23 protein-coding genes are annotated in these 23,028 nt (G+C 60.7%); 11 read left to right on the forward strand and 12 right to left on the reverse strand.

Translation table 11 applies throughout. The features are described 5' to 3' along the window. Positions 1-18: 18 nt before the first annotated feature. A complete protein-coding gene (glpG, locus tag GWQ29_RS19755) occupies positions 19-852 on the reverse strand; it encodes a rhomboid family intramembrane serine protease GlpG (RefSeq protein ID WP_265422465.1) in 834 nt (277 codons plus the stop codon). Beyond that, positions 849-1,172 (reverse strand): thiosulfate sulfurtransferase GlpE, encoded by a 324-nt coding sequence (glpE, locus tag GWQ29_RS19760; RefSeq protein WP_021139521.1) that lies wholly within the window; start codon positions 1,170-1,172, stop codon positions 849-851. The genes glpG and glpE overlap by 4 nt, the downstream gene beginning before the upstream one ends. A 169-nt stretch (positions 1,173-1,341) precedes the next feature. Between glpE and GWQ29_RS19765 the strand changes: the two genes are divergently transcribed. Next, positions 1,342-1,935 (forward strand): LysE family translocator, encoded by a 594-nt coding sequence (locus GWQ29_RS19765; protein ID WP_275920147.1) that lies wholly within the window; start codon positions 1,342-1,344, stop codon positions 1,933-1,935. On the opposite strand, the gene GWQ29_RS19770 is transcribed toward GWQ29_RS19765, so the two are convergent. The 6 genes from GWQ29_RS19770 to GWQ29_RS19795 form a co-directional block, all read right to left on the reverse strand. Next, on the reverse strand, positions 1,914-2,762 hold the full coding sequence (locus GWQ29_RS19770; protein ID WP_111589771.1) for an AraC family transcriptional regulator: 849 nt from the start codon (positions 2,760-2,762) through the stop codon (positions 1,914-1,916). The two genes, GWQ29_RS19765 and GWQ29_RS19770, sit on opposite strands and share 22 nt — an antisense overlap. Positions 2,763-2,765: 3 nt before the next feature. Continuing rightward, positions 2,766-3,467, reverse strand: coding sequence for an ATP-binding cassette domain-containing protein (locus tag GWQ29_RS19775; protein WP_005320651.1), 702 nt, complete (start codon positions 3,465-3,467; stop codon positions 2,766-2,768). 10 nt (positions 3,468-3,477) lie between these two features. Beyond that, positions 3,478-4,254, reverse strand: coding sequence for a high-affinity branched-chain amino acid ABC transporter ATP-binding protein LivG (livG, locus tag GWQ29_RS19780; protein ID WP_059169302.1), 777 nt, complete (start codon positions 4,252-4,254; stop codon positions 3,478-3,480). After that, complete coding sequence (locus GWQ29_RS19785; protein ID WP_059113636.1) at positions 4,251-5,519, reverse strand: high-affinity branched-chain amino acid ABC transporter permease LivM; 1,269 nt, start codon at positions 5,517-5,519, stop codon at positions 4,251-4,253. Before GWQ29_RS19785 ends, livG begins: the two co-directional genes overlap by 4 nt. After that, positions 5,516-6,442, reverse strand: a complete 927-nt coding sequence (livH, locus tag GWQ29_RS19790; protein WP_005320646.1) for a high-affinity branched-chain amino acid ABC transporter permease LivH — start codon at positions 6,440-6,442, stop codon at positions 5,516-5,518. The genes GWQ29_RS19785 and livH overlap by 4 nt, the downstream gene beginning before the upstream one ends. Before the next feature lie 63 nt (positions 6,443-6,505). After that, complete coding sequence (locus tag GWQ29_RS19795; protein ID WP_017411787.1) at positions 6,506-7,627, reverse strand: branched-chain amino acid ABC transporter substrate-binding protein; 1,122 nt, start codon at positions 7,625-7,627, stop codon at positions 6,506-6,508. A gap of 435 nt (positions 7,628-8,062) precedes the next feature. On the opposite strand from GWQ29_RS19795, the gene GWQ29_RS19800 reads away from it, so the two are divergent. Further along, the gene (locus GWQ29_RS19800) at positions 8,063-9,067 is read left to right on the forward strand and encodes a substrate-binding domain-containing protein (RefSeq protein ID WP_005320642.1); all 1,005 of its coding nucleotides are present in this window, start codon (positions 8,063-8,065) and stop codon (positions 9,065-9,067) included. Between the two features lie 80 nt (positions 9,068-9,147). On the opposite strand, the gene GWQ29_RS19805 is transcribed toward GWQ29_RS19800, so the two are convergent. After that, on the reverse strand, positions 9,148-10,473 hold the full coding sequence (locus GWQ29_RS19805) for a 6-phospho-alpha-glucosidase (RefSeq protein WP_265467633.1): 1,326 nt from the start codon (positions 10,471-10,473) through the stop codon (positions 9,148-9,150). Next, positions 10,470-12,059: an alpha-glucoside-specific PTS transporter subunit IIBC gene (locus GWQ29_RS19810; RefSeq protein ID WP_275920148.1), complete on the reverse strand. Its 1,590-nt coding sequence runs from the start codon at positions 12,057-12,059 to the stop codon at positions 10,470-10,472. Before GWQ29_RS19810 ends, GWQ29_RS19805 begins: the two co-directional genes overlap by 4 nt. A 284-nt stretch (positions 12,060-12,343) precedes the next feature. On the opposite strand from GWQ29_RS19810, the gene GWQ29_RS19815 reads away from it, so the two are divergent. After that, a complete protein-coding gene (locus tag GWQ29_RS19815; RefSeq protein WP_275920149.1) occupies positions 12,344-13,051 on the forward strand; it encodes a GntR family transcriptional regulator in 708 nt (235 codons plus the stop codon). A 92-nt stretch (positions 13,052-13,143) separates the two neighbouring features. Here GWQ29_RS19815 and norR read toward each other — a convergent pair whose 3' ends face one another. Beyond that, complete coding sequence (gene norR, locus GWQ29_RS19820) at positions 13,144-14,673, reverse strand: nitric oxide reductase transcriptional regulator NorR (RefSeq protein ID WP_275920150.1); 1,530 nt, start codon at positions 14,671-14,673, stop codon at positions 13,144-13,146. Positions 14,674-14,844: 171 nt separating this feature from the next. Here norR and norV point away from each other — a divergent pair, with 171 nt between their 5' ends. The 8 genes from norV (at position 14,845) to GWQ29_RS19860 (ending at position 22,451) form a co-directional block, all read left to right on the forward strand. Continuing rightward, on the forward strand, positions 14,845-16,377 hold the full coding sequence (norV, locus tag GWQ29_RS19825) for an anaerobic nitric oxide reductase flavorubredoxin (protein WP_275920151.1): 1,533 nt from the start codon (positions 14,845-14,847) through the stop codon (positions 16,375-16,377). Beyond that, on the forward strand, positions 16,374-17,552 hold the full coding sequence (gene norW, locus GWQ29_RS19830; RefSeq protein WP_275920152.1) for an NADH:flavorubredoxin reductase NorW: 1,179 nt from the start codon (positions 16,374-16,376) through the stop codon (positions 17,550-17,552). Before norV ends, norW begins: the two co-directional genes overlap by 4 nt. Before the next feature lie 51 nt (positions 17,553-17,603). After that, positions 17,604-17,945, forward strand: a complete 342-nt coding sequence (locus GWQ29_RS19835) for a DUF1971 domain-containing protein (RefSeq protein ID WP_265457983.1) — start codon at positions 17,604-17,606, stop codon at positions 17,943-17,945. 117 nt (positions 17,946-18,062) lie between these two features. After that, positions 18,063-19,280, forward strand: a complete 1,218-nt coding sequence (locus tag GWQ29_RS19840) for a 4Fe-4S binding protein (RefSeq protein WP_275920153.1) — start codon at positions 18,063-18,065, stop codon at positions 19,278-19,280. 288 nt (positions 19,281-19,568) lie between these two features. Beyond that, positions 19,569-20,795: an aromatic amino acid transporter gene (locus tag GWQ29_RS19845; protein ID WP_275920154.1), complete on the forward strand. Its 1,227-nt coding sequence runs from the start codon at positions 19,569-19,571 to the stop codon at positions 20,793-20,795. A 209-nt stretch (positions 20,796-21,004) separates the two neighbouring features. Beyond that, entirely contained in the window at positions 21,005-21,385 is a 381-nt protein-coding gene (locus GWQ29_RS19850; RefSeq protein ID WP_256686300.1) for an amino acid-binding protein, read from the forward strand. A 24-nt stretch (positions 21,386-21,409) separates the two neighbouring features. Continuing rightward, complete coding sequence (locus GWQ29_RS19855; protein ID WP_111589761.1) at positions 21,410-22,087, forward strand: metalloregulator ArsR/SmtB family transcription factor; 678 nt, start codon at positions 21,410-21,412, stop codon at positions 22,085-22,087. A 64-nt stretch (positions 22,088-22,151) separates the two neighbouring features. Further along, positions 22,152-22,451, forward strand: a complete 300-nt coding sequence (locus GWQ29_RS19860) for a toxin (RefSeq protein ID WP_021139539.1) — start codon at positions 22,152-22,154, stop codon at positions 22,449-22,451. Positions 22,452-22,546: 95 nt separating this feature from the next. Here GWQ29_RS19860 and GWQ29_RS19865 read toward each other — a convergent pair whose 3' ends face one another. Further along, positions 22,547-23,023 carry a DM13 domain-containing protein gene (locus tag GWQ29_RS19865; protein ID WP_275920163.1) on the reverse strand — a complete coding sequence of 159 codons (477 nt, stop codon included), beginning with the start codon at positions 23,021-23,023 and terminating at the stop codon, positions 22,547-22,549. Between the last annotated feature and the right edge of the window lie 5 nt (positions 23,024-23,028).

A 23,028-nucleotide genomic window follows, 5' to 3' on the forward strand; every position in this document is an offset into this window, starting at 1 on the left:
CGGGGCGAGGTCCGGCCGTCAGGCAGGCTGGTGGTGTCTGTCCAGCCAGCCTTGCAGCAGGCCTACCAGCAGGCCCACCAGAAGAACCATGTTGGCGGTGCTGGTGCCAAGCATGTCGAAGAAGCCGAGCACCAGCCAGAACAGCATGAAACCCATCAGGGCCGGTGGCAGGGTGATACCGCAGGCCGGCTGCAGTTTGCTGCGCAGCCAGCAGTAGCCCAGCAGGGCATAGACAACACCGGAGAGGCCGCCAAACAGCGGTCCGCTGACGAAGAACTCGGCGATATTGGGCAGGGCAGCCCCCACCAGCAACAGGACCAGCAGCTTGCCGCTGCCGAGGCGTTGCTCTATCTGGCCCCCCAGATACCACCACCACAGCAGGTTGAACACCAGATGTAGTATCGAGAAGTGGATAAAGGCCGGGGTGAAGTAACGCCACGCCTGCCAGTCGGTGAACTGGGCCAGGGTCGGGTGGAACGCCAGCTCGTCGAAGATGGGCAGGCCGATGGCATCCAGGGCATAAATGGCCAGACAGGCGATGATAACTACCAGGGTCAGGGGCCCCGCCTGATGAAGGAAATCGGTGACGGGATCCGTCATACCCTTGCTGTAATCGATGCGGGCATCCGCCTGACCTGACTGCCAGGAGGCCTCCATGTAGCGGGGATGGGACGGATCGGCCAGGAATCGCTTTACCTCCAGCTGGGCCTGGGCGAGGCGCTGTTCATCCGCCAGCCAGACCGAGACGCCGAGCTCTGACTGGGTCAGCTCGCACGAGATGCCGAGGGTGGCGAGATAGTCCACCAGCGCCTGGGCCATGCGGGCGTTGTCGAGCACCAGCAGCTGGATCATGCGTCGCCTGCCTCGATGGGAAACTCCCGGCGCCACGCCTCGAAGCCGCCATCCAGGCTGTAGACCTCGTCATACCCCTGTTGCAGCAGGTACTGGGCAGCGCTCTGGCTGCTGTTGCCGTGATAGCAAATCACGATGACAGGGGTGTCGAAGTCCACCTCGTCCATGAAGCGCACCAGGGTGCCGTTGGTGAGGTGGAAGGCACCGACCGCATGGGCTGCCTCGAAGGATTGGGGATCGCGAATATCCACGAGGCGGGCTTCACCGGCAGCGAGCTTCTGGTGGGCATCATGGGCACTGATATGGGCAAACTGGTCCATTTGCATGTCCTGCGAATAGGTAACTGGAGGCCAGTTTACCGCAAGCCTGCGCTGGTGCTAAGCCCGCAATGTGTTCGGTCGTCCCGCCGGGAAGATCGCAATTTTCTTCAATATCAGAACCAGGCTCATGGGTAGGGTGAGATCTCGATATCTTCAACGAGCATTATCCATGGAAATGAGTCTGTTGTTATCCATGGCCGGGTTTGCCCTGGCCATGTCCATCTCTCCGGGGCCGGTCAATCTGGTCGCCCTCAGTGCGGGGGCGCAATATGGTTTTCGCGCCAGCCTGCGCCATGTGGTGGGGGCCACCCTGGGTTTCATCCTGTTGTTGCTGCTGATGGGGCTGGGTCTCGGCGCAGCCCTGTCGCACTGGCCAGTGGCGCTCGGTGGCATCCGCTGGGGAGGCATCCTCTTCCTGTGCTACATGGCCTGGCTGCTGCTGATGGACAGCGGAGAGATAGAGCGTGAAGGCGGCACGCCACCCGCTTTTTTATACGGCGCCCTGATGCAGTGGCTCAATCCCAAGGCCTGGCTGGCGGCCAGCATGGGGATGGGGGCCTATGGAGCCGTGGGCGATGTGGGCAAGATAGTGTGGTTTACCAGCCTCTATCTGGTGATCTGTCTGGTTTCTATCGCTTGCTGGGCCTATGTCGGCAGCTGTCTGCAGGCAGCTTTGCTCTCGCCTCACCGCTTGCGCTGGTTCAACCGGGCGATGGCCATGTTGCTGTTGCTCAGTGCCGGTTACCTTGTTCTGGAACCTTGAGGAAGGGTCTGCGACTGGTATTGACCCGGGGTCGCGGCGACCAGCCGCTTGAACTGGCGCTGGAAGTGGGCCTGATCGGAGAAGCCCGTCGCCAATGCCACCTCGACCAGGGGCCGTCCCTGAGCGAGCAAGGTTCGTGCCTGGCGTATCCGCTGGTTGAGCAGGTAAGCGTGCGGGGTCATGCCGTAATGGCGGCTGAATACTCGCACCAAGTGGGATGGGGTCAGCCCGGCGACTGTGCTTAGGTGCTGCAAGGTGAGGGTCGTCGCATACTCGTCCTTTATCAGCTCGGCGGCGCGCCTCAGATGCAGGGGCGGTGGCTCGCTCCATCTGGCGGGCGTGAGCCTTGCCAGCAGCTGGTGGCTGAACTGGTGACAGACGACCTCCTTGGCGAGGCGATCTTGCTGGTCATCTTGCAAAGTACGATAGAGGTGTAGCAAACCTGCATACAGCACGGGATCCCGACTGGCCGTCATGTCGAAGGGGCGAAAATGGGCCCCCAGCCCGGCTTCCTCCTGCTGGCCGCGCAGCCAGTCGGTATCGAGGTAGAACATCAGATAAGACCAGGGGTGATCGGCGATGGGGTTGCAGGCATGTACCTCTTCCGGGTTCATCAGTACCAGGGTGCCTGCGTTGACCTCCTGTTTTGTGTGCTGGTTGAGATAGTGACTGTGACCACCCGTGATGGCGCCAATGGAGAAATGGGCGTGGCTGTGTTTTTCATAGCAGACGCGGCGGCCATCCTGCACCGCTCGCGCCTCTATGAACGGCAGGGCAGGGTCACGCCAGAAGCTGTGGTGATCCGCCTCCGCCCTGGCCCTGCTCATGGGTTAACCACCCAGGTAGGCCTGCCGAACGGCCGGGTTGGCCAGCAGGGCAGCCCCCGAGTCTTGCAGCACCACGTGGCCGTTTTCCAGCACATAACCCCGGTCGGCCAGCTTGAGCGCCTGGTTGGCGTTCTGCTCCACCAGAAAAATGGTCATCCCTTTCTGGCGCAGCTGCTCTATGGTGTCGAAGATCTGCTGGATGACGATGGGGGCCAGCCCCAGCGAGGGTTCGTCCAGCAACAGCAGGCGCGGCTTGCTCATGAGGGCGCGGCCTATGGCCAGCATCTGCTGCTCGCCACCGGACATGGTGCCGGCCCTTTGCTGCAGTCGCTCGTGCAGGCGGGGGAACAGGGTGAACACCTGATCCAGCAGGCCGTGCTGCTCTTCCTTGTCGACGAAGAAGGCGCCCATCAGCAGGTTCTCCTCCACCGTCAGGCGGGCGAAGATGCGGCGCCCCTCCGGCACCACGGCTATGTCCTTGCGCATGATGCGGGCCGTACTGAGGGAGCTTATCTGCTCCCCTTCGAACCAGATGCTGCCGCTGCTGGGCTTGGGCTCGCCGCACAGCGTCATCAACAAGGTGGTCTTGCCGGCACCGTTGGCGCCGATCAGGGTGACGATTTCCCCCTCTTTTACCTCGACGCTGACGTCGTGCAGAGCCTGGATCTTGCCGTAGTGGGTCGATACGTTGCGAAGTTCTAACATCTTGTGTTCCTTACGACTCGCCCAGATAGGCCTTGATCACAGCCGGATTGTTGCGGATCTCATCCGGCTTGCCGTGGGCCAGCGGTGTCCCCTGATTGACCACGAAGATGCGGTTGGAGATGCCCATCACCAGCTTCATGTCGTGCTCAATCAGCAGCACGGAGACGCCGAATTCGTCCCGCAAGCTGATGATGAGATCGTTGAGCTCATCGGTTTCGTTCGGGTTGAGGCCGGCGGCCGGTTCGTCCAGCATCAGCAGGTCGGGCCGGGTCGCCATGCAGCGGGCTATCTCGAGGCGGCGCTGCTGACCATAAGCCAGGTTGCCGGCGGCCCGATTGGCGAGATCCTTGAGCCCTACCTTCTCCAGCCAGAAGGCGGCCTGTTCCAGCCCCTCCTGCTCGGCACGGCGAAAGGCCGCTGTCTTGAACAGACCGGCGATAAAGCCGGTGTTGAGGTGCCTGTGCTGGGCAACCAGCAGGTTCTCCACCGCTGTCATCTCCTTGAACAGCCGCACATGCTGGAAGGTACGCACTATCCCCTTGCGCGCTATGAGATGGCCAGGAAGCCCCTGGATCTCCTCGCCCTTGTAGCGGATGGTGCCGCCGCTCGGGCGGTAGAAGCCGGTCAGGCAGTTGAAGACTGTAGTCTTGCCAGCGCCGTTCGGTCCTATGATGGAGATGACCTCCCCCCTGTCGACATCCAGCTTGACGCCGTTGACTGCGAGCAGTCCACCAAAGCGCATCGACAGATCAGAGACTTCCAACAACTTGTTCTGATTCGCGCTCATTTTTGTAGCTCCAGGTGAGGTCTGGTCATCGGCAGCAGTCCTTGTGGCCGCCAGATCATCATGAACACCATCAAGAGGCCGAACATCAGCATGCGGTACTCGTTGAATTCACGGGCCAGCTCCGGCAGCACCGTCATGACGATGGCTGCCAGCACCACCCCTATCTGGGAGCCCATGCCGCCCAGCACGACGATGGCGAGCACTATGGCCGACTCGATGAAGACGAAGGATTCAGGGCTGATAAACCCCTGACGGGAGGCGAAGAAACTGCCGGCGAACCCTGCAAAGGTGGCGCCTATGGTGAAGGCGGTCAGCTTGATGATGGTGGGGTTCAGTCCCAGGGACTTGCAGGCGATTTCGTCTTCCCGCAGCGCTTCCCAAGCTCGGCCCAGCGGCATGCGCAGCAGGCGATTGATGACGAACAGGGTGGCGACAACCAGTACCAGTGCCATCAGATAGAGGAAGATCACCTTGTGGTTGGCGTTGTAGGCGATGCCAAAGAAGTCGTGGAAGGTACCAAAGCCCCCATCTTTGACGGTACGGTTGAATTCCAGTCCAGCCAGGGTCGGCTTGGGAATGCCGGAGATGCCGTTCGGGCCGCCGGTGAGGCTGGTCATGTTGTTGAGCAGGATGCGGATGATCTCGCCAAACCCCAGGGTGACGATGGCCAGATAGTCCCCCCGTAGCCGCAATACCGGAAAGCCGAGCAAAAAGCCGAAGGTCGCTGCCATCAGCCCTGCGATGGGCAGACACTCCCAGAAGCTCAGGCCGAAATAGGTGTTGAGCAGGGCATAGCTGTAGGCGCCGACGGCGTAAAAGCCCACATAGCCCAGATCCAGCAGGCCAGCCAGACCGACCACCACGTTGAGCCCCAGCCCCAGCATGATGTAAATCAGCGCCAGGGTCGCCAGATCGATGGCACCGCGAGAGGCCATGAAGGGCCAGCTCACCGCAAACAGCAGCACCAGAATGGCGGTGACATTGTAGAGCCGTGGTGCCTCTTCCGGGCTTGGCAGCACCAGCTTGGTGAAACCGGTGGAGAAGCCGCTGATGGAGGCCTGAAACAATCTGCCTATCTGGCCGCGCAACAGCTGGAACCAGAACACCAGTGCCGCGCCACCCACCAGCCAGGCCAGCGATATGTCGAGGCGGCTCACGACCAGCAACTGGCTGCCTTGCGTTTCGAGCCGAAAGCCAAGCAACCAGAAGGAGAGCACCATCAGCACCAGGCTGGCGATGCAGGCATGAATAAATTGATGTTTCATACTTTTTCGACCTCCGGACGACCCAGAATGCCGGTGGGCATGAACAGCAAGACACCGATCAGCAGGACGAAGGCCATCACATCCTTGTATTCGGTGCTGAGATAGCCAGCGGTGAGCGCTTCAACCACCCCCAGCAGCAGGCCGCCGAGCACGGCGCCGGGTATGCTGCCGATGCCGCCCAAGACAGCCGCGGTAAAGGCTTTCAGCCCGGCCATAAAGCCGAGATAGGGATTGATGACGCCGTAGTACATGCCGAGCAGCACGCCGGCGACGGCGGCCAGGGTGGCCCCCAGCACGAAGGTGATGGAGATGACCACATGGGTATCAATCCCCAGCAGGTTGGCCATCTTGATATCTTCCGAGCAGGCCCGGCAGGCCCGTCCCATGCGGGATCGGCCGATGAACTGGGTGAGTGCCAGCATGGTGATGAAGGTCACCACGAAGATGATGAGCTGCATGTAGGAGAGGCTGGCCTGAAAGCCGTCTTCTCCACCCAGGGTCCAGCCCCCGGAGATCAGCGTGGGCATGGCGATATCCCGCGAGCCCTGAGCCATTCGCATCATGTTTTGCAAGAAGATCGACATGCCGATGGCGGAGATGAGGGGAATAAGGCGATTACCGCCCCGCAGCGGGCGATAGGCGACCCGCTCTATGGTCCAGCCATAGGTTCCCGTAATGATGATGCTGACCAGGAAGGCGCCTCCCAGCAGCAGGAAGGTGCTGTCGATGCCCATCATCATGAGCCCGGCCATCACCATAAAGGCGACATAGGAGCCGATCATGTAAACCTCGCCGTGGGCGAAGTTGATCATGCCGATGATGCCATAGACCATGGTGTAGCCGATGGCGATCAACGCATAGGTGCTACCTATGGTTAACCCGTTCAGCAGTTGCTGAACCAGGTAAAGGAGGTGTTCGGACATACTACGTTCCCTGTGCTTGCCCGCAAGAAGGGAGGGGTGACTCACGTCACCCCGACCGGCAGATTATTTGACTTGAGTGGAGGTACCGTCGGCGTGCCACTGGAACACACCGAATTCAAAGCCTTTCAGGTCGCCACTCGGTGCCCAGCTCAGGGTACCCATGACGGTCTCGATCGGCGTGGCCTTGATGGCGGCAGCGACGGCAGCCGGGTCATCTTCACCCGCCTTGGCGATACCGGCAGCCAGGGTTTGCACCGCGGCGTAGGTGGTCCAGACGAAGGGACCGGAAGAGTCCTGTCCCTTGGCCTTGAACGCGGCGACCAGCGGGGCGTTGGCCGGCACCAGATCGTATTTGTTCGGCAGGGTGACCAGCAGGCCTTCTGAAGCCGGGCCACCGATGGCGGAGATGTCCTTGTTACCTACCCCTTCCGGACCCATGAACTTGGCCTTGAGCCCTTTCTCGGCCGCCTGGCGCAGGATCAGACCCAGCTCGGGGTGATAGCCGCCGTAGTAGATGAAGTCGACGTTCTCTTTCTGCAGCTTGGCGATCAGGGCGGAGAAGTCCTTGTCACCGGCTGTGATGCCTTCGAACGCCACCACTTTCACGCCGGCTTTATCCAGCGAGGCTTTCACGCTGGAGGCGATGCCTTCACCGTACTGCTTCTTGTCGTGGATGACGGCCACGCGCTGGGGCTTGACCTGCTCGATGATGTACTTGGCGGCAGTCGGGCCCTGGTCGCTGTCCAGACCAATGGTGCGCAGGGTCAGCTGGTAGCCACGTTCGGTGATCTTGGGGTTGGTGGAAGCGGGGGTGATCATCAGCACGCCTTCATCTTCATAGATGTCGGAGGCTGGCAGCGTATTGTCGGAGCAGAGGTGGCCGACCACGAACTTGACCCCGTCGTTGATCACCTTGTTGGCGATCGCCACCGCCTGCTTGGGATCGCAGGCATCGTCATAGATGACGGCTTCAATCTGCTTGCCTGCGATACCGCCGGCCTTGTTGATCTGTTCGACCGCCATCTTGCCACCGGTGAACTGCATGTCACCGTATTGGGCGACCGGGCCGGTCACCGGGCCGGCGATGCCGATCTTGATGGTGTCCGCCGCATGGGCCAGCGATACCGATCCGAACAGAGCCATAGAAACCGCTGTCCTGACTGCAATTTTGCTCAACTTATTCATCGATTCGTCCCTTAATCAGTGGATTGTTTCATTTTCCGTGTGTCATTCCGAACCAGGATCCCGCCAGTCCGGCAATAGGTATGGTTCTATCATTCCTCGCTGGGCAATAACAAGCTGTTAAAGATACTAACCAGAGAGGGGGGAATAGGGCTTTTTTGAAACAAATAACTGACATTTATTGCTTTAGTAGATGTTGCTGCTGATTTATCAAGTTAACATCTTCACAACAAGGTGTGCTGGTGGTAAATGGTAGAGGAAAAAACTGACGATATTTTACTCTGATACTGCTCCCATTTTGACCAAAATCCGTTTGCGCAAATGGAGGTGACCGCTTAGATTAGCCAGCATTGACAAATCATTGGCAGTGCCCGTTAAAACCAAGCCTTTATTCGGGAAATCTGCTAATGTTCCGCCTTTGATATTCAGGAGACAGAGATGGCCACTATCAAGGATGTCGCCTCGCGCGCAGGCGTATCCATCTCCACCGTCTCACATGTACTCAATCACACCCGTCGGGTTAGCGAAGATGCAACCCAAAAAGTGCTTGAGGCGGTGGCAGAACTCAACTACGCGCCCAACTCGGTAGCGCGCAGCCTCAAGATAAACTCAACCAAGACCATAGGCATGCTGGTGACCACCAGTGCCAACCCCTTCTTTGCGGAAGTGGTGCAAGGGGTCGAAGCTTACTGCTTCGAGCAGGGCTACAGCCTGATCCTGTGCAACACCGAAAACCAGCCGCCCCGCCAGCAGCATTACCTGAGAATGCTGATGGAGAAGCGGGTCGATGGCCTGCTGGTGCTGGGGACCGACATCGACACCCCGCTGCGTGACATGCTGCGCATCCACAAGAATGTGCCACAAGTGGTGCTGGATTGGGGAACCGAGTGCGACTTTGCCAACGTGATCAATGACAACGCCCGCATAGGTGCGCGTCTGGCCGTGCGCCATCTGCTGGAGCAGGGTCACACGGACATCGTCTGTATCACGGGCCAGATCTCCAAGCCGACCACCCAGCAGCGACTGGCCGGGGTACGCGATGCCCTGGGCGAGCAGGGTCTGACTCTGAAAGAGGAGCAGATCTTCGAAGGGGATTACGAGAGCCAGAGCGGTTTCGATGCCATGCAGCGCATCCTGGCCCTCACGCCTCGCCCGACGGCTGTGTTTGCCTTCGATGATCCCATGGCCATAGGTGCTATCTGCGCTGCCTGGGAAGCCGGGGTCAAGGTGCCGGATGATATCTCCATGATCGGCTATGACGACGTGGAAATGGCGCGCTTCTCCAGCCCGCCGCTCACCACCATACGCCACCCCAAGGCCGAGCTCGGCCTGCTGGCGGTGAAGCATCTGGTGAGCCGCATCCGCAACAAGGCGCTGGAAGTCGAGTCCATGACGGTAGAGCCCGAGCTTATCGTCCGTCGCTCGGTCAAATCCCTGCGCTGACCGCCACGCCGTATTGCACGGCATAGTCGGCACCACGAAAAACCCCCTCTTTACCGAGGGGGTTTTTGTTTGCGGGCGATTTATTGCAGCGCTGGCCAGAAATCCTTGTTGGCGGCCACCAAGTCATCCAGGATGGCCTTCGCCACCGAGGCACTCGGCACCGTCTTGGACAAGGTGATCGCCTGCCACAGCTTCTGGTAAGAGCGCTCGACCCAGGCTTCCACCACCAGCTTCTCGACGGCCACCTGCTGGCCCATCAAGCCTTGCTGGAACAGGGGGATATCGCCGACCTGCAAGGGCTCGGGCCCGCTGCTGCCCACCAGGCAGGGGATTTCGACCATGGCCTCGGGGTCGAAGTTGTTGATGGCCCCCCGGTTGGGGACTATCAGCAGCATCCGCTCCTGGGTGTTGAAGGCGATGGCGGTGGCCAGATCCACTATATAAGAGGCGTGTTCGTCGATCTCCAGCTCGCCCGCTTCTGAGTGACCCGCTTTGACGATGGCGCGGCAGGCACTGAACACCTGTTTCTCGCGGTGCTCCATCACCTCGTTGGCGCGGGTATGTTCCGGGTTGGCGTGGGCCACCACATAGTCCGGAAAGAGATAGTACTTGAGATAGGTGTTGGGCAGGGTATCCGGATCGAGTGCCCACACATCCCTGGCCTTGGCGAAGGTATCGTTCCAGCTTGCCTCGGCATGGCTGGCGTGATCGGGCACATAGCCGTGGCGGGCGACGTGCTCCTTGATCTTGGGCATCAGGTCGTTGCCTGCCAGATCCTCGATGCGGGTCCACCAGCCGAAGTGGTTGAGGCCGTAGTAGCGCACCCGCATCTCTTTACGGGATTTAAGGCCGGCGATCTGGGCCATGCGGCCCTCGATCCCGATAGGCATGTCACAAATGTTCAGGATCTTGGCGTTGGGGCGCAGGCGACGGGTTGCTTCCGCCACTATGGCGGCCGGGTTGGAGTAGTTCAGCATCCAGGCGTTGGGGGAGTACTGCTCCATGTAATCGACCAGCTCCAGCACGCCACCGATGGAGCGCATGCCGTAGGCGATGCCGCCCGGGCCGCAGGTCTCCTGACCGACCACGCCGTGGCGCAGGGGGATCTTCTCGTCCAGCTCGCGCATGGGGTATTTGCCGACCCGGATGTGGGCCATGACGAAATCCACTTCGCTGAATGCGGCCTTGGGATCGGTACCGTAGCTGAAGGCAATCTCGGGTGCCTTCTCTTTCAGCAGTATCCTGCATGCCTCGGCGATGACTTCCTGGCGGGCACCATCGTTGTCGTAGAACTTGATCTCCTTGAGCGGGAAACGATGCTGGTTCTCGAGCAGCATGAGGACGATACCCGGTGTGAAAGTGCTGCCGCCGCCGGCGATGACTACAGAGAATTTTTTCATGTTCATGACTCCGTTACGAAAGAAGAGGATTGAGTGGGGTTGTTCATTATCGATTCCATATTTTCACGTACCTGTGGCACATGCAGACCTATGATTATTTGAATGCTGTCGCCATGACGAACCACTCCATGGGCGCCCAGTTGTTTGAAAACTTCATCTGCTGCGACCGAGCTGGCATTTATCAGCGACATTCTTAATCGGGTGGCACAATTATTCAGGCTTCTTATATTTTTGCTGCCGCCGAGTGCTTCGATGATTTGAGTCGCAATATCACCACCCCGCTGTTGTTTGGCTGCCTGATAATCTGCTTTTGAATAAAGCTTTATTTCGCTGTCTTCCCGTCCCGGGGTTTTTAAATTGAATCTCAGAATGAGGCTTCTGAATATCAGGAACCAGAGTCCGGTGAACGCCAGGCCTATGGCTATCTGGGTAAACATCATGCCGGCATGGTTGTGGAACATGGGGATCCAGTTCTGCGGCAGGAACTGGTCGAGCAGGCCGCCGCCCATGTTGCCGACGACGCCGAACAGGTACATGACGGTGGCCATGGTGGCAGCCAGCAGGGCATGGATGGCAAACAGCAGAGGCGAGATGAAGAGGAAGGTGAACTCCAGCGGCTCCGTGATGCCCACCAGCATGGCGGTCAGGGTTGCCGGGATCAGCAGACCGGCAACTTTGGCCTTGTTTTCACGGGCGGCAGTAGCGTAGATGGCCAGGGCAATCCCCATGGCACCGAAGATCTTGGAGTTGCCGTGCAGGGCGAAGCCACCCTGGGGGAACAGCTCGATGAGCGGACGCGTGCTCTGGCTGAACTCCTGCAGATGCTGGGCCCAGTGGAGCTGGATGCCGCCTTCCACCGCGGCCGGGCCGAAGATGAAGGGGCCATAGATGAAGTGGTGCAGGCCGGTCGGGATAAGAATGCGCTCAAGGAAGGTGTAGACCCAGACACCGAGCGGGCCTGAGATCAGCATGAACTCCTGCAGCGAAGCGATGCCCATCTGTACCTTGGGCCACCCCAGCAGGGTCAGCCAGGCACAGGGGATCATGACGAAGAAGGCGATGATGGTGACAAAGGAGCTGCCCTGAAAGATGCCGAGAAAGACGGGAAGCTGTCGATCAAACAGGCGGTTGTGCAGGGCGGTGACGATACCCGAGATAACGATGGCCCCTATGATGCTGGTATCCAGCGTCTTGATCCCGGCCACCATGGCCAGGCCGCTTTCACCGCCGACCGTCTGGCTGAAATCGACTCCGAAATAGTCGCCCCAGATCATCCCCATGGCATTGATGAAATAATTCCAGGTCATGAAGCTGACCAAGACGGAGAGACAGGCTCGTGCCTGCGCCTTATTTGCCAGCCCAATCGGCAAACCAATGGCAAATATCAGCGGCATGTTTCTGAATACGGTCCAGCCACCTTCTTCAATAATATGTACTATTTGAAAAAACAAACCTTGCGGGTTTGCCAGCGCCTCTCCCACGAACATGGGATTTTTCAGCATGATTGCAATGCCCACTACCATACCTGCAAATGGAAACAGTAGTACAGGAGTAAACATTGCTCCGCCAAAGCGTTGAATTTGACTGAGCATATATAGTCCCTTTATTAAAAGATTTTTTGATGGGGTGTCGTTGGTGTTGCTGAATTGAACCTAACAACAATGGGTCAAGCCCTCATGAAATAGATGGTGGTTATGTGATCCGGCGCATGCTCTTATTTAGACAAAGAGATCTAAATTTTGAGATATTGTTGTACATCTTGTTTTTGTGACGTTCTTGTCGTTTTATTTGAATTTAAAATTGTTTATTTTCAATTGCTTGGGCCTGATGAGCCTCAACGAGGGTGTCACAGGTGCAGGTTGAGGGAGGTCTAGCAGTGATCTATAAATCGGTGGCGGATCGGCTGCGTATCCGGGTCAATGGCGCGGATTGCCGGGTGGGAGACGTATTGCCGAGCGAGAAGATGCTGGCGAGCCAGTTTGGCGTGTCACGGATGACGGTGCGCAAGGCGGTGGACATGCTGATCGAATGGGGGCTGGTGGCGCGGCGCCACGGCAGCGGCACCTATGTGACCAAGAAGGATGTCCAGCACGAGACCAAGGGGCTGAGCGGCTTTACCGAGCTGATGCGCGATCAGGGCCGGGTACTCACCAGTCAGGTGCTGGAGTTTCGTACCATGCCAGCCCCACCGGCGATTGCCAGCCAGCTCAGGGTCAAGGTCAACGAGCCCGTCTACTACTCAAGCCGGGTGCGGTCTGTGGATGGTCGGGCCCTGCTGGTGGAGGAGAGCTACATGCCGGTGCGGCTGTTTCGCACCCTGTCGGTGGCCCATCTGGAGGGCTCCAAGTTTGCCTATATCGAGAACGAGTGCCAGCTCCCCATCGCCGGCAACTACGAGAGCTTCAGCGCCGTGCTGGCCGACCGGCAGATGGCCGAGCTGCTGCATATCGAGCAGGGGGCGCCCATCCTGCGGCTGACCTCCCTCTCGTATGGCGAGAACGGGGAGTTTCTCAACTACTCCATCATGTTTCGCAACGCCAACGACTATCACGTGGACTACCACCTGCGCCGTGCCCGCGACTGATGGACCATGCCGTTGCACCTGTCATCGCATAGGCACCACGACCCCCCCCCCCTCGTCACCGAGGGGGGTTTTGTTTATGGGCGGGGTGCGTCTCAGGGTTTGAGGCCGAGCCGTCTGGCGAGCCGGTGCAGGTTGCCGCCGTCCATCTCCAGCGCTCGGGCGGTGGCGGCCCAGTTGCCGTGCTGGGCTGCCAGGGTCTGCTCGATCAGCCGGAGCTGGAAGGCATCGGTAGCCGTGCGCAGCCCCATGCCAGCCGTCATCTGCTGCGCTGCCTGTTCCACAGGAATGCGGCTGGATGAGGAGGCGCTGCCGGTGGCAAGGTTGAAGTGGTGGCAATCCAGTGCCGGGGCCTGACTGCCCTGCTCGGCCCGCGCCAGCACGGCGGCTCTGTGGATGGCGTGCTCCAGCTCCCGCACGTTGCCCGGCCAGTCATAGCTGCCGAGCAGTTGCAGCGCCCTGGGCTCGATGCGCAGCCGCTCCAGCCCCAGGCTGACCCGGCAGCGTTCGCAAAAATAACCGGCCAGCAGGGGGATGTCGTCCGGCCGCTCCCGCAGGGCGGGGGCGTGGATCGGGAAGACGCTCAGGCGGTGGTAGAGATCGCTTCGAAATTGCCCCTCGACCACCGCCTGTTTCAGATCCCGGTTGGTGGCGGCCAGAATACGTACGTTCACCTTGAGGGGGGTGTCGTCACCGATGCGCTGCAGATCGCCGTATTGCAGCACCCGCAGCAGCTTGGCCTGCAGCGACAGGGAGAGATCGCCGATCTCGTCCAGGAACAGGGTGCCCTTGTCGGCCAGTTCGAACTTGCCCGCCCGGTTGTGAATGGCGCCGGTGAAGGCCCCCTTCACGTGGCCGAACAGCTCGCTCTCCGCCACCGATTCCGGCAGGGCGGCGCAGTTGAGATAGACCAGCGGCGCGCTGGCACGGGGTGAGCCCTGATGCACCGCCTTGGCGATCAGCTCCTTGCCGACTCCTGTCTCCCCCAGGATCAGTACGTTCAGCTCGGAGCTCGCCACCACGTTTATCTCGTGGCGCAACCGGTCCATGGCCGGGGAGCGGCCAATCATCTCGGGCTGGCCCGGCCCATTCTGGGTGGAGGGGGCGAGGGGTTCGCTGCTCTGGCGGGCGAGCCGTTCCAGCAACAGGGCGTTGCTGAGGGCGGCGGCGGCCAGGGCGCCCACCAGTCGCAGCTCTTCGTCGCTGATGCCGTCGAACTGGGTCGGGTTCATGCCATCTATGGTCAGGGCGCCGATGAGCGTCTGATCCGAAAACAGTGGCAGGCCGACACAGGCGTGCACCCTGAAGTCGTCGTGATCCGGGATCAGGCCGTCATAGGGGTCGGGCAGGTTGCTGTCGGCGGGGAAGCGCACCACGTCACCGGCACGGGCGATGGCCTCCATGCGCGGATGGTCCGCCAGCGCGAAGCGGCGGCCCAGCACGTCCTGCATCAGGCCGTCGATGGCCAGCGGTATGAACTGGCCCCCCTCGTAGCGCAGCAGGGCCGAGGCGTCCGAGTGCAGCAGGCTGCGCACGCTCTGGATCAGACGGTGGAACCTGTCCTGATGGGAGATGCCGAGTTGCAGGTCGAGGGCGATGCGCGCCAGGCTGTCGGTTGAAATCACGAGAATTGTCCAAATGACAGTGTCTTTGTGTTTTTGACTATGAAGAGTAAGTGTCTAAATGACAATGCCTGAAATCTGTTTTCTATAAAAACAATGAGTTATGAGTTGGCACGTCAACTGCAATAGTCCGTTCAGTCGCACATTCGCTATTGCATTCTGAGGAACAACTTGATGACCATTCACGTCAAAAACAACATTCACTGGGTCGGCCAACGGGACTGGGAGGTGCGCGACTTTCACGGCACCGAGTACAAGACCCACAAGGGCACCAGCTACAACAGCTATCTCATCCGCGAAGGCAAGAATGTGCTGATCGATACGGTCGATCACAAGTTCAGCCGCGAGTTCGTGCAGAATCTGGCGGCCGAGATCGATCTCGCCTCCATCGACGTTATCGTGATCAACCACGCCGAGGAGGATCATGCCGGTGCCCTGACCGAGCTGATGGCCCGTATCCCGGGCACCCCCATCTACTGCACCCACAACGCCATCGACTCCATCACGGGCCACCATCATCATCCAGAGTGGAACTTCCACCCGGTGAAAACCGGCGACAGCCTGGATATCGGCAATGGCAAGCAGCTGGTGTTTATCGAGACTCCCATGCTGCACTGGCCAGACAGCATGATGACCTATATGACGGAGGATGCGGTGCTCTTCTCCAATGACGCCTTCGGCCAGCACTACTGCGACGAGCACCTGTTCAACGACGAAGTGGATCAGGTTGAGCTGATGGAGCAGTGCCAGCGCTACTACGCCAACATACTCACCCCCTTCAGCCCGCTGGTGACAGCCAAGATCAAGGAGGTGCTGGGCTTCAATCTGCCGGTGAGCATGGTGGCAACCTCCCACGGCATCGTCTGGCGCGACGATCCCACCCAGATCATCCTGAAATACCTGGAGTGGGCCGACCACTACCAGGAGGATCGCATCACCCTCTTCTACGACTCCATGTCCAACAACACCCGCATGATGGCCGATGCAATTGCCCAGGGCATCCACGAGGTGGACCCCGGGGTGGCGGTGAAAATCTACAACGTGGCGCGCCACGACAAGAATGAGATCCTGACCCAGGTGTTCCGCTCCAAGGGGGTGCTGGTGGGCTCCTCCACCATGAACAATGTCATGATGCCCAAGGTGGCGGGCATGCTCGAAGAGATCACCGGCCTGCGCTTCAGAAACAAGCGCGCCTCGGCCTTCGGCAGTTACGGCTGGACCGGTGGTGCCGTTGACCGGATCCAGACCCGGCTGATGGATGCGGGTTTCGACATCAGCATCTCCCTCAAGGCCAAGTGGCGCCCCGACGGATCGGCGCTGGCCCTGTGCCGCGAGCATGGTCGCCAGCTCGCCCGCCAGTGGGCACTGCACCCGCTCGAGGCGCCCCGTCCGATCACCACAACTAGCGCCGCAGCGGCTCCGGTAGTTGAGGCAGGAGTTGTGGTTGAGATGAGTGTCCCAGCTTTTTCTGGTGCGATGGAGCTCCCGGTATCTCGCGGCGTGGCCCCGATCACCTGCGAGCAGGACGATGACCAGCCCATGCTCTGCACCGTCTGCCAGTGGATCTATGACCCGGCCCTCGGTGAGCCGGATCAGCTGGTGGCGCCGGGTACCCCCTGGGCCCGAGTCCCAGACAGCTTCCTCTGCCCCGGCTGCTGCATCGGCAAGGAGGTATTCGAGCCCTGCGCGGTGGAGGCCTGTGTATGAAGGCTGCGACTCTGAGTGAGGCCGGTGTCAGCCGGGAGATATTGGTGATCGGCAGCGGCTTCGCTGCCCAGCAACTGGTCAAAAGCCTGCGCAAGCTGGATGCCGAGCAGCCCATTCGTCTCATCACGGCCGACAGCGGCGACGAGTACAACAAGCCGGATCTCAGCCACGTGGTGAGCCGAGGTTGTACCGCAGCGGCCATGACCCGGCTGAGCGGCAGCGACTTTGCCGAGCAGCAGCGCATCGCGTTGGTGCCCCACTGTCCCGTGCTTGGCATCGATCCCGCTCGTCGTATTGTGATGACCGGGCAGGGGGAGTTTGCCTATGGTCAGCTGGTGCTGGCCACCGGCGCCAGTGCGGCCCGCCCCGACCTGCCTGGCAGTGAGCATCTGGTGACACTCAACAGCCAGCAAGAGTTCGCCGCTGCCGAGGGGCCAATCCAGCAGGCCCGCCGCATCATGGTGCTGGGGGCAGGACTGATTGGCTGCGAGCTGGCGATGGACATGGCGAGCGATGGTCGCGAGGTCACTCTGGTGGATCTGGCCGACAGCCCGCTCAGCGCCCTGTTGCCGGCAGTGCTGAGTCAGCCACTGCAGCAGGCACTGCACAGTCAGGGAGTGAAGTTGCAACTGGGTCAGGGTATCGCTGAACTGGGCCTGCTCGATCCCGATCGGCCCCAGGGTGGCTGGCGCGTCACCCTGAGTAACGGGCGCGTCAGCGAGCAGGATCTGGTGATCGCCGCCATCGGCCTGCGGCCGAATCTGGTACTGGCACAAGCCGCCGGGCTGGCGGTCGAGCGCGGCATCCTGGTCGACGACAGCTTGCAGACCAGCGCTCCCCATATCTTCGCACTGGGTGATTGCGCCCAGTGGCGGGGACAGCTGCTCCCCTTCTTGCAACCAATCGTGCTGGGGGCAAACGCCCTGGCCAAAACGCTGCTTGGCACGCTCACCCCGCTGACTCTGCCGCCCATGCTGGTGAAGGTGAAGACGCCGCGTTATCCCTTGCAGCTGGCGGGCCGCACCAAGGGCGAGGATCTCGCCTGGCAGTGCCGCTGGAACAGCCGGGGCATGGTGGCCGAGGCACACGGCGAGGATGGCGAGCTGTGCGGCTTTGTGGTGGGGGGCGATCAGATGAGTGCCGCCTTCCCGCTGCTGCGCCAGCTGCCCCGTTGATTCATTGATAACACCAGGCCGGGTTGACCCGGCCACTTGAGGAGAACTGATATGTCCATGCAACTTATTCCGTCTCACTGGGTGGTGCGTCGTTCCACACCCTTCTTTACCCGCGAGAATGTGCCCCAGGCCCTGCTCAGCCACCACAATACGGCGGCCGGGGTGTTCGGCCAGCTCTGCGTGATGGAGGGAACCGTCACCTATCACGGCTTTGCCGACGAGCAGGCCGAGGAGCCCGAAGTCAGCCTGGTGATCCGGGCCGGGGAGTTTGCCACCAGCCCGCCCCAGTACTGGCACAGGGTCGAGCTGTCGGAGGATGCCCGCTTCAACATCCACTTCTGGGCCGAGCAGGCAGAATCCGATCAGCCCCTGTTCAACAGCCGCAAAGGGTGAGAACGGGTGGGGGCCAATCTGGGTGAATGGCCCCCTCTGCCCATGCAGATCAAAATAATCAACTCAGATGTTCGTTATCCTGCCCCCTTATCCGAATGAGTGCTATGAGGGAGATGCATGAGCCTGATTGAAGCGATGACCATGGTGGCTGGCCTGGTCTATCTGGTCCTGTTGCAATGGCAGGCCGGGCTCGGCTGGTCATGGCGCCTCTCCATCGGCTTGCTGCTCGTCGGCTGGCTGGTGGCGGCGGACCTCACCCTCTGGCTCGCACTGGGGCTGGTGGTTGGTACCCTCAGCCTGTTTCATCGCTACAAGCCGCTACCGATGCCAAGCGAGATCAACAGCCAGCCGCTGCGGGAGTGGACCCGTCATCTGCTGCTGCTCTGCTGGGGGTTGGTGACTGTGCAGCATGGCCTGCATATCTGGCAGCTGGGGCAGGGGATACCTCCCTGGCTGGTGCGTCCGGACGTGGTCGACAGCTTCCTTCCCATCGCCGGCGGGCTCGGGCTGCGGGCCTGGCTCAGTCAGGGCATAGTGGATCCCCATCATCCGGCGGCCACTATCACAGTGCTGGTGCTCTGCCTGTCGGCCCTGCTGCTGGGGCGGGCCTTCTGCGCCTGGTTCTGCCCGATCGGGCTGGTGGGTGAGTGGCTGTATCGTCTGCGCAGTCGATTGATGGCGGGGGAGTGGACGCCGCCGAGCTGGCTCGATGGCGTGCTGCGAGCCCAGAAATTCCTGGTGCTCGGCTTTTTGCTCTTCATTATCCTGCTGGCGGTGCCCGCTGCCGCCCTGCCCGGCTATCTCGCCAGTCCCTATCATCAGGCGGCGGACATGAAGATGGGCGCCTTTTTCTTCAATTTGAACCTCATCTCCGGCCTCTGTCTGGGCTGGGTTCTGCTGCTCACAACCCTCTTTCGGCAGGGCTTCTGCCGCTATCTCTGCCCCTACGGCGCCTGGCTCGCCCTGCTGGGCTTGTTGACCCCGCTGCGCATTCGCCGCGACCCAGCCCGCTGCCTGCGAAGCGCTGGCCATGACTGCGACAAGTGCAGCCGGGCCTGCCCGTCCCGCATTCAGGTACATCAGCTGATCGCGGTGCGCAGTCTGGAGTGCAGCAGCTGCCTGAGCTGTGTCGCCGCCTGCCCCAAACGGGCCGATGCGTTGCACCTTGGCAGCAAGGCGCACAGGCTCACTCCTCGCTGGCTGCTGGGTATGCTCTGCCTGCTGTTGTTGATACTGCCGCTGCTCTCCTACGGCCTGCTGGATATCTGGGTCAGCCAGACACCGCTGGCGGTGCGGGCCCAGCTGCTGCAGCTGTTGCCCCAACTGGCTCATTGAGCACAGATGAGTCAGTGGCAGGTGCTCCTCTGAGGGGCGCCGGGCTGTCTGAGGATGCATCCGCATTTGATACCTGAGGGGTAGCAGGGTAAAGTCCCTTCCCCGACATGATGGCCCTGCTGCCATGTCGTGCCGGCAGCTAGCCCCGGTCACACCTTGCTTCGCTTTCGAAGCAGCAAGCACTGGGCGCCGGCAGCATAGATGAGCGCGATCTACCATGACAACCGGCGTAGCAAATGCAACGGTCCGCGGTCGCGATCAGATCAACAATCGTCTTTGGAGAAGTAAATGGGACAGAAACCATCTTTGGTGGGCGGGGCATGCATCATTGCCGGCGTCTGTGTGGGGGCCGGCATGCTGGGCTTGCCGAGTGCCGGGGCGGGCGCCTGGACCATCTGGTCGGTGCTGGCCATCACCCTGACTATGGTGGTGATGACGGTCTCCGGCTGGATGCTGCTGGAATCCTATCAGGGCTATCCGCTGCGCGTGTCGTTCGATACCGTGACCCGGGAGCTGCTGGGGGACAAGGTCAACGCCCTCAACAACATCACCGTCTACTTCGTCGGTGGCATACTGCTTTACGCCTACATCACCTCGGCCGGTCTCATCATAGATGGGATGACGGGGATCGGCAGCCACTGGGCCTCAGTTCTGTTCACCCTGGGCTTCTCCGGGCTGGTATGGCACTCGACTCGGGCTGTGGATCGCATCTCGGTCGTGCTGGTCATCGCCATGGGGCTGAGCTTCGTGTTCGGCATCTCGGGTCTCTCCCTCAACATCAAGCCGACGCTGTTGTTCGATACCCTGAGCGAGCACGCCAGCTATGCACCCTATGCGCTTGCCATGCTGCCGGTGGCACTTACCTCGTTCGGTTATCACCACTCTGTCTCCTCCATGCGCGCCTATTACGGTGAGGAGCGCCGCGCCCGTTACGCCATTCTCGGTGGTACCGCCATAGCGCTGCTGTTCTACCTAATCTGGCTGGTGAGCGTGTTTGGCAACCTGCCGCGCAGCGAGTTCGGGCCCGTGGTGGCGCAGGGCGGCAACGTCGACGTGCTGCTCAAGGCCTTGGCTTCGGTGATAGAGTCGGAGGCCGTCTCCAGCGCTCTCAACCTCTTCTCCATGGCCGCCATCCTCTCCTCCTTTATTGGTGTGGGTCTGGGGGTGTTCGACTATCTGGCGGATCTGTTCAAGTTCGACAACAGTCCCAAGGGCCGCGCCAAGTCATGGGGCGTGACCTTCCTGCCACCGCTGCTGCTCTCCCTGCTGTTCCCGTTCGGTTTCCTGATGGCCATCGGCTACGCAGGCGCAGTGGCGACCCTCTGGACCTGCATCATACCGGCGCTGCTGGCCTGGAAGGTGCGCGCCGGCAAGAGCGCTCAAAGCGGCAAAGGCGACGGCTTCCGCGCGCCGGGCGGCCTGCCGATGATAGTGGGGGTCTTGCTGTTCGGTGTGCTGACAGCCCTCTTCCACCTGCTCAACATGGCGGGTCTGCTGCCTGTCTATACCGGCTGATCAAGCCTGGCCAGTCCCACCTGCAGTTGTGGGGGGATCAACAAAACGGCGCCTTCGGGCGCCGTTTTGGTATCAGGCCAGTGACCCACTCTTCCCTTGCATCCTGCCCATGCGCCAAACAAGGGCACACTTCGCTCGCCATCGAAGCGTTGCTGCGGTAGCTCCCTTAATCTGCAGGCTCTTATCGCAAGCAGAATGGAGAGGCAAGGATGTACGATATTCACGTGATGTTGCCCGATAACCCGGGCTCGCTGGGGCAGTTTGGTCTCTTGATGGGACGGGCAGGCGTCAGCCTGGAAGGCGGGGGCATGTTTACTGCGGGTGGCGCAGGTCATGCCCATTTTCTGGTTGAGAATGGTGCCAGGGCGGCTCAGGCTGCAGAGCAGGCAGGTCTGGAGGTGGTCGCCGTACGTGAGGTGCTGGTGCGCCGTCTGAAACAGGAAGTGCCGGGTCAGCTTGGCGCCATCTGCAGCGCCCTGGGGGATGCATCGGTCAACATCATCATCCTGTACAGTGACCATGCCAACCAGCTGATACTGGTGACGGATGATATCGACAAGGCCCGCACTGTCACGGCCGAGTGGCAATAGCAACGACGAGCAGAGCGTAGCGATATGAGCGAACAGGACACCCTTGAACAAGGTCTGGCACAGGTGGCGGCCGCCATTGCCGACAGTAGCCGCGCCCGCATGCTGTGCGCCCTGATGGATGGCCGTGCCTGGACGGCCACCGAGCTGAGCACGGTCGCCGAGGTGTCGGCATCCACTGCCAGCAGTCACCTTGCCATGCTCCAGCAGCAGGGACTGACGGCCTGTGTCCGGCAGGGCAAGTATCGCTACTACCGCATCGCGAATCATGAGGTGGCGAGGGTGGTGGAGCAGTTGATGGGGCTGGTAGAGCAAGGTTCTCTTCGTAGCAAGACCCCGGAACGACTGCGCTTTGCCCGCACCTGTTATGACCATCTGGCGGGCGAGCTGGGGGTGAGACTCCATGACAGCCTGATTGCCCGAGGTTGGCTGGACGCCAGTAGTTATGCCCTGACTCCTGAGGGGGAGCACCATTTCGCGCAGCTTGGGGTTGATTGCCAGCCGAGTGGCAAGCGCCACTTTGCTTGCCACTGTCTCGACTGGAGCGAGAGGCGCATGCATCTGGGAGGCGAGCTGGGAACCCGACTGCTTGCCCATCTTTTGGACAAGGGGTGGCTGGTGCGAGGACTGGGCAGTCGTGAGCTGATCCTGACCGCCCGGGGTCAGCGGTTGCTGCAACAGCAGTTCGGCGTTGTGCCACCGTAGTCTGCCATTCAGCTGGTTTGGGCTATAGTTTGGTTCTCTTTGGAGCCTGACTATGGAGATGGCTATGGCATGGACTATCGATGATTCTCAACCCCGGATCCTCTACAACAAGGACAAGCATGTTGCTGTGACCCCATCGGCCATGAGCAAGTATCACGAATGGCGGCGGGAGATCGAGCGCGGCTCGGATCCCAAGAGTGCCGCCGGCAAGGTCGGCGATATGCACTACGAGCAGCTGAGCGGCAACAACAAGGGGGTTTACACGATCCGGCTCAGTCAGGAACACAGGGTCGCCTTTACCATCAATGGCACCCTGCAGCAGGTCAAGGTGATCAGCATTGGCGGCCACTTCCCTCCGAGTTAGCGTGAGGGGGTGTGCTGCAACAAGAAAACGGCGCCTTTTGGCGCCTTTTTTGATAACAAAAACTAGCCGTTCGGGGGGGCCATCTGATGTCGAACTCAGCGATAGCGGGCTGCGGTGATGAATTGGCCGAAGGTTTCACACCAGACGATTACGCTGGTGTAGCGGGCTGGATCGATGCTGGCGGGCAGTGGCACGATAAAGTTGTCGAAGGTTTTGACCGGCCCCACGTGCACCATCTGCGCTTTCAGGCGGGAAAAATCCGCCTCGGTTTCGACAAATTCCGGGGATAGATAGAGCTGGTAATCGGGCCCAAGTGCCAGTTGCCCCATCAGGCTGACGGCGTCGGGCCCAATGCTCACCTTGCCTTCCCCCCAGTGCAGCCGGTCGCTGTCTTTGAGATCCCGACGAAAGGTGCCGCTGAAACTGGCCTGCTGCTGGCTGGCCGCTACCGCTTCACTGCTCGGTGCGGGTGGGGCTATCAGTATGGGCAGGGTATAGATGCCGGCGGCAAACCCCAATCCCCCGATCAGCAGATGAGTCGCCAGCAGCAGGGCCAGGGTCTTGCGTTGCATCATGT

The organism is Aeromonas sp. 2HA2, assembly GCF_029237345.1.
In the GTDB taxonomy this organism is placed as follows: Bacteria; Pseudomonadota; Gammaproteobacteria; order Enterobacterales; family Aeromonadaceae; genus Aeromonas; species Aeromonas salmonicida.

Excerpts from the sequence above, each read along its gene's own strand:
- GWQ29_RS19855 (WP_111589761.1), top strand. The coding sequence starts at position 21,410 with ATGAGCGAACAGGACACCCTTGAACAAGGTCTGGCACAGGTGGCGGCC.
- GWQ29_RS19770 (WP_111589771.1), bottom strand. The coding sequence starts at position 2,762 with ATGAGCAGGGCCAGGGCGGAGGCGGATCACCACAGCTTCTGGCGTGAC.
- GWQ29_RS19800 (WP_005320642.1), top strand. The coding sequence starts at position 8,063 with ATGGCCACTATCAAGGATGTCGCCTCGCGCGCAGGCGTATCCATCTCC.
- livH (WP_005320646.1), bottom strand. The coding sequence starts at position 6,442 with ATGTCCGAACACCTCCTTTACCTGGTTCAGCAACTGCTGAACGGGTTA.
- glpG (WP_265422465.1), bottom strand. The coding sequence starts at position 852 with ATGATCCAGCTGCTGGTGCTCGACAACGCCCGCATGGCCCAGGCGCTG.
- GWQ29_RS19785 (WP_059113636.1), bottom strand. The coding sequence starts at position 5,519 with ATGAAACATCAATTTATTCATGCCTGCATCGCCAGCCTGGTGCTGATG.
- GWQ29_RS19850 (WP_256686300.1), top strand. The coding sequence starts at position 21,005 with ATGTACGATATTCACGTGATGTTGCCCGATAACCCGGGCTCGCTGGGG.
- norW (WP_275920152.1), top strand. The coding sequence starts at position 16,374 with ATGAAGGCTGCGACTCTGAGTGAGGCCGGTGTCAGCCGGGAGATATTG.
- GWQ29_RS19865 (WP_275920163.1), bottom strand. The coding sequence starts at position 23,023 with ATGCAACGCAAGACCCTGGCCCTGCTGCTGGCGACTCATCTGCTGATC.
- GWQ29_RS19775 (WP_005320651.1), bottom strand. The coding sequence starts at position 3,467 with ATGTTAGAACTTCGCAACGTATCGACCCACTACGGCAAGATCCAGGCT.
- glpE (WP_021139521.1), bottom strand. The coding sequence starts at position 1,172 with ATGGACCAGTTTGCCCATATCAGTGCCCATGATGCCCACCAGAAGCTC.
- GWQ29_RS19765 (WP_275920147.1), top strand. The coding sequence starts at position 1,342 with ATGGAAATGAGTCTGTTGTTATCCATGGCCGGGTTTGCCCTGGCCATG.
- GWQ29_RS19805 (WP_265467633.1), bottom strand. The coding sequence starts at position 10,473 with ATGAACATGAAAAAATTCTCTGTAGTCATCGCCGGCGGCGGCAGCACT.
- norV (WP_275920151.1), top strand. The coding sequence starts at position 14,845 with ATGACCATTCACGTCAAAAACAACATTCACTGGGTCGGCCAACGGGAC.
- GWQ29_RS19845 (WP_275920154.1), top strand. The coding sequence starts at position 19,569 with ATGGGACAGAAACCATCTTTGGTGGGCGGGGCATGCATCATTGCCGGC.
- GWQ29_RS19795 (WP_017411787.1), bottom strand. The coding sequence starts at position 7,627 with ATGAATAAGTTGAGCAAAATTGCAGTCAGGACAGCGGTTTCTATGGCT.
- GWQ29_RS19840 (WP_275920153.1), top strand. The coding sequence starts at position 18,063 with ATGAGCCTGATTGAAGCGATGACCATGGTGGCTGGCCTGGTCTATCTG.
- GWQ29_RS19835 (WP_265457983.1), top strand. The coding sequence starts at position 17,604 with ATGTCCATGCAACTTATTCCGTCTCACTGGGTGGTGCGTCGTTCCACA.
- GWQ29_RS19810 (WP_275920148.1), bottom strand. The coding sequence starts at position 12,059 with ATGCTCAGTCAAATTCAACGCTTTGGCGGAGCAATGTTTACTCCTGTA.
- livG (WP_059169302.1), bottom strand. The coding sequence starts at position 4,254 with ATGAGCGCGAATCAGAACAAGTTGTTGGAAGTCTCTGATCTGTCGATG.
- GWQ29_RS19860 (WP_021139539.1), top strand. The coding sequence starts at position 22,152 with ATGGCATGGACTATCGATGATTCTCAACCCCGGATCCTCTACAACAAG.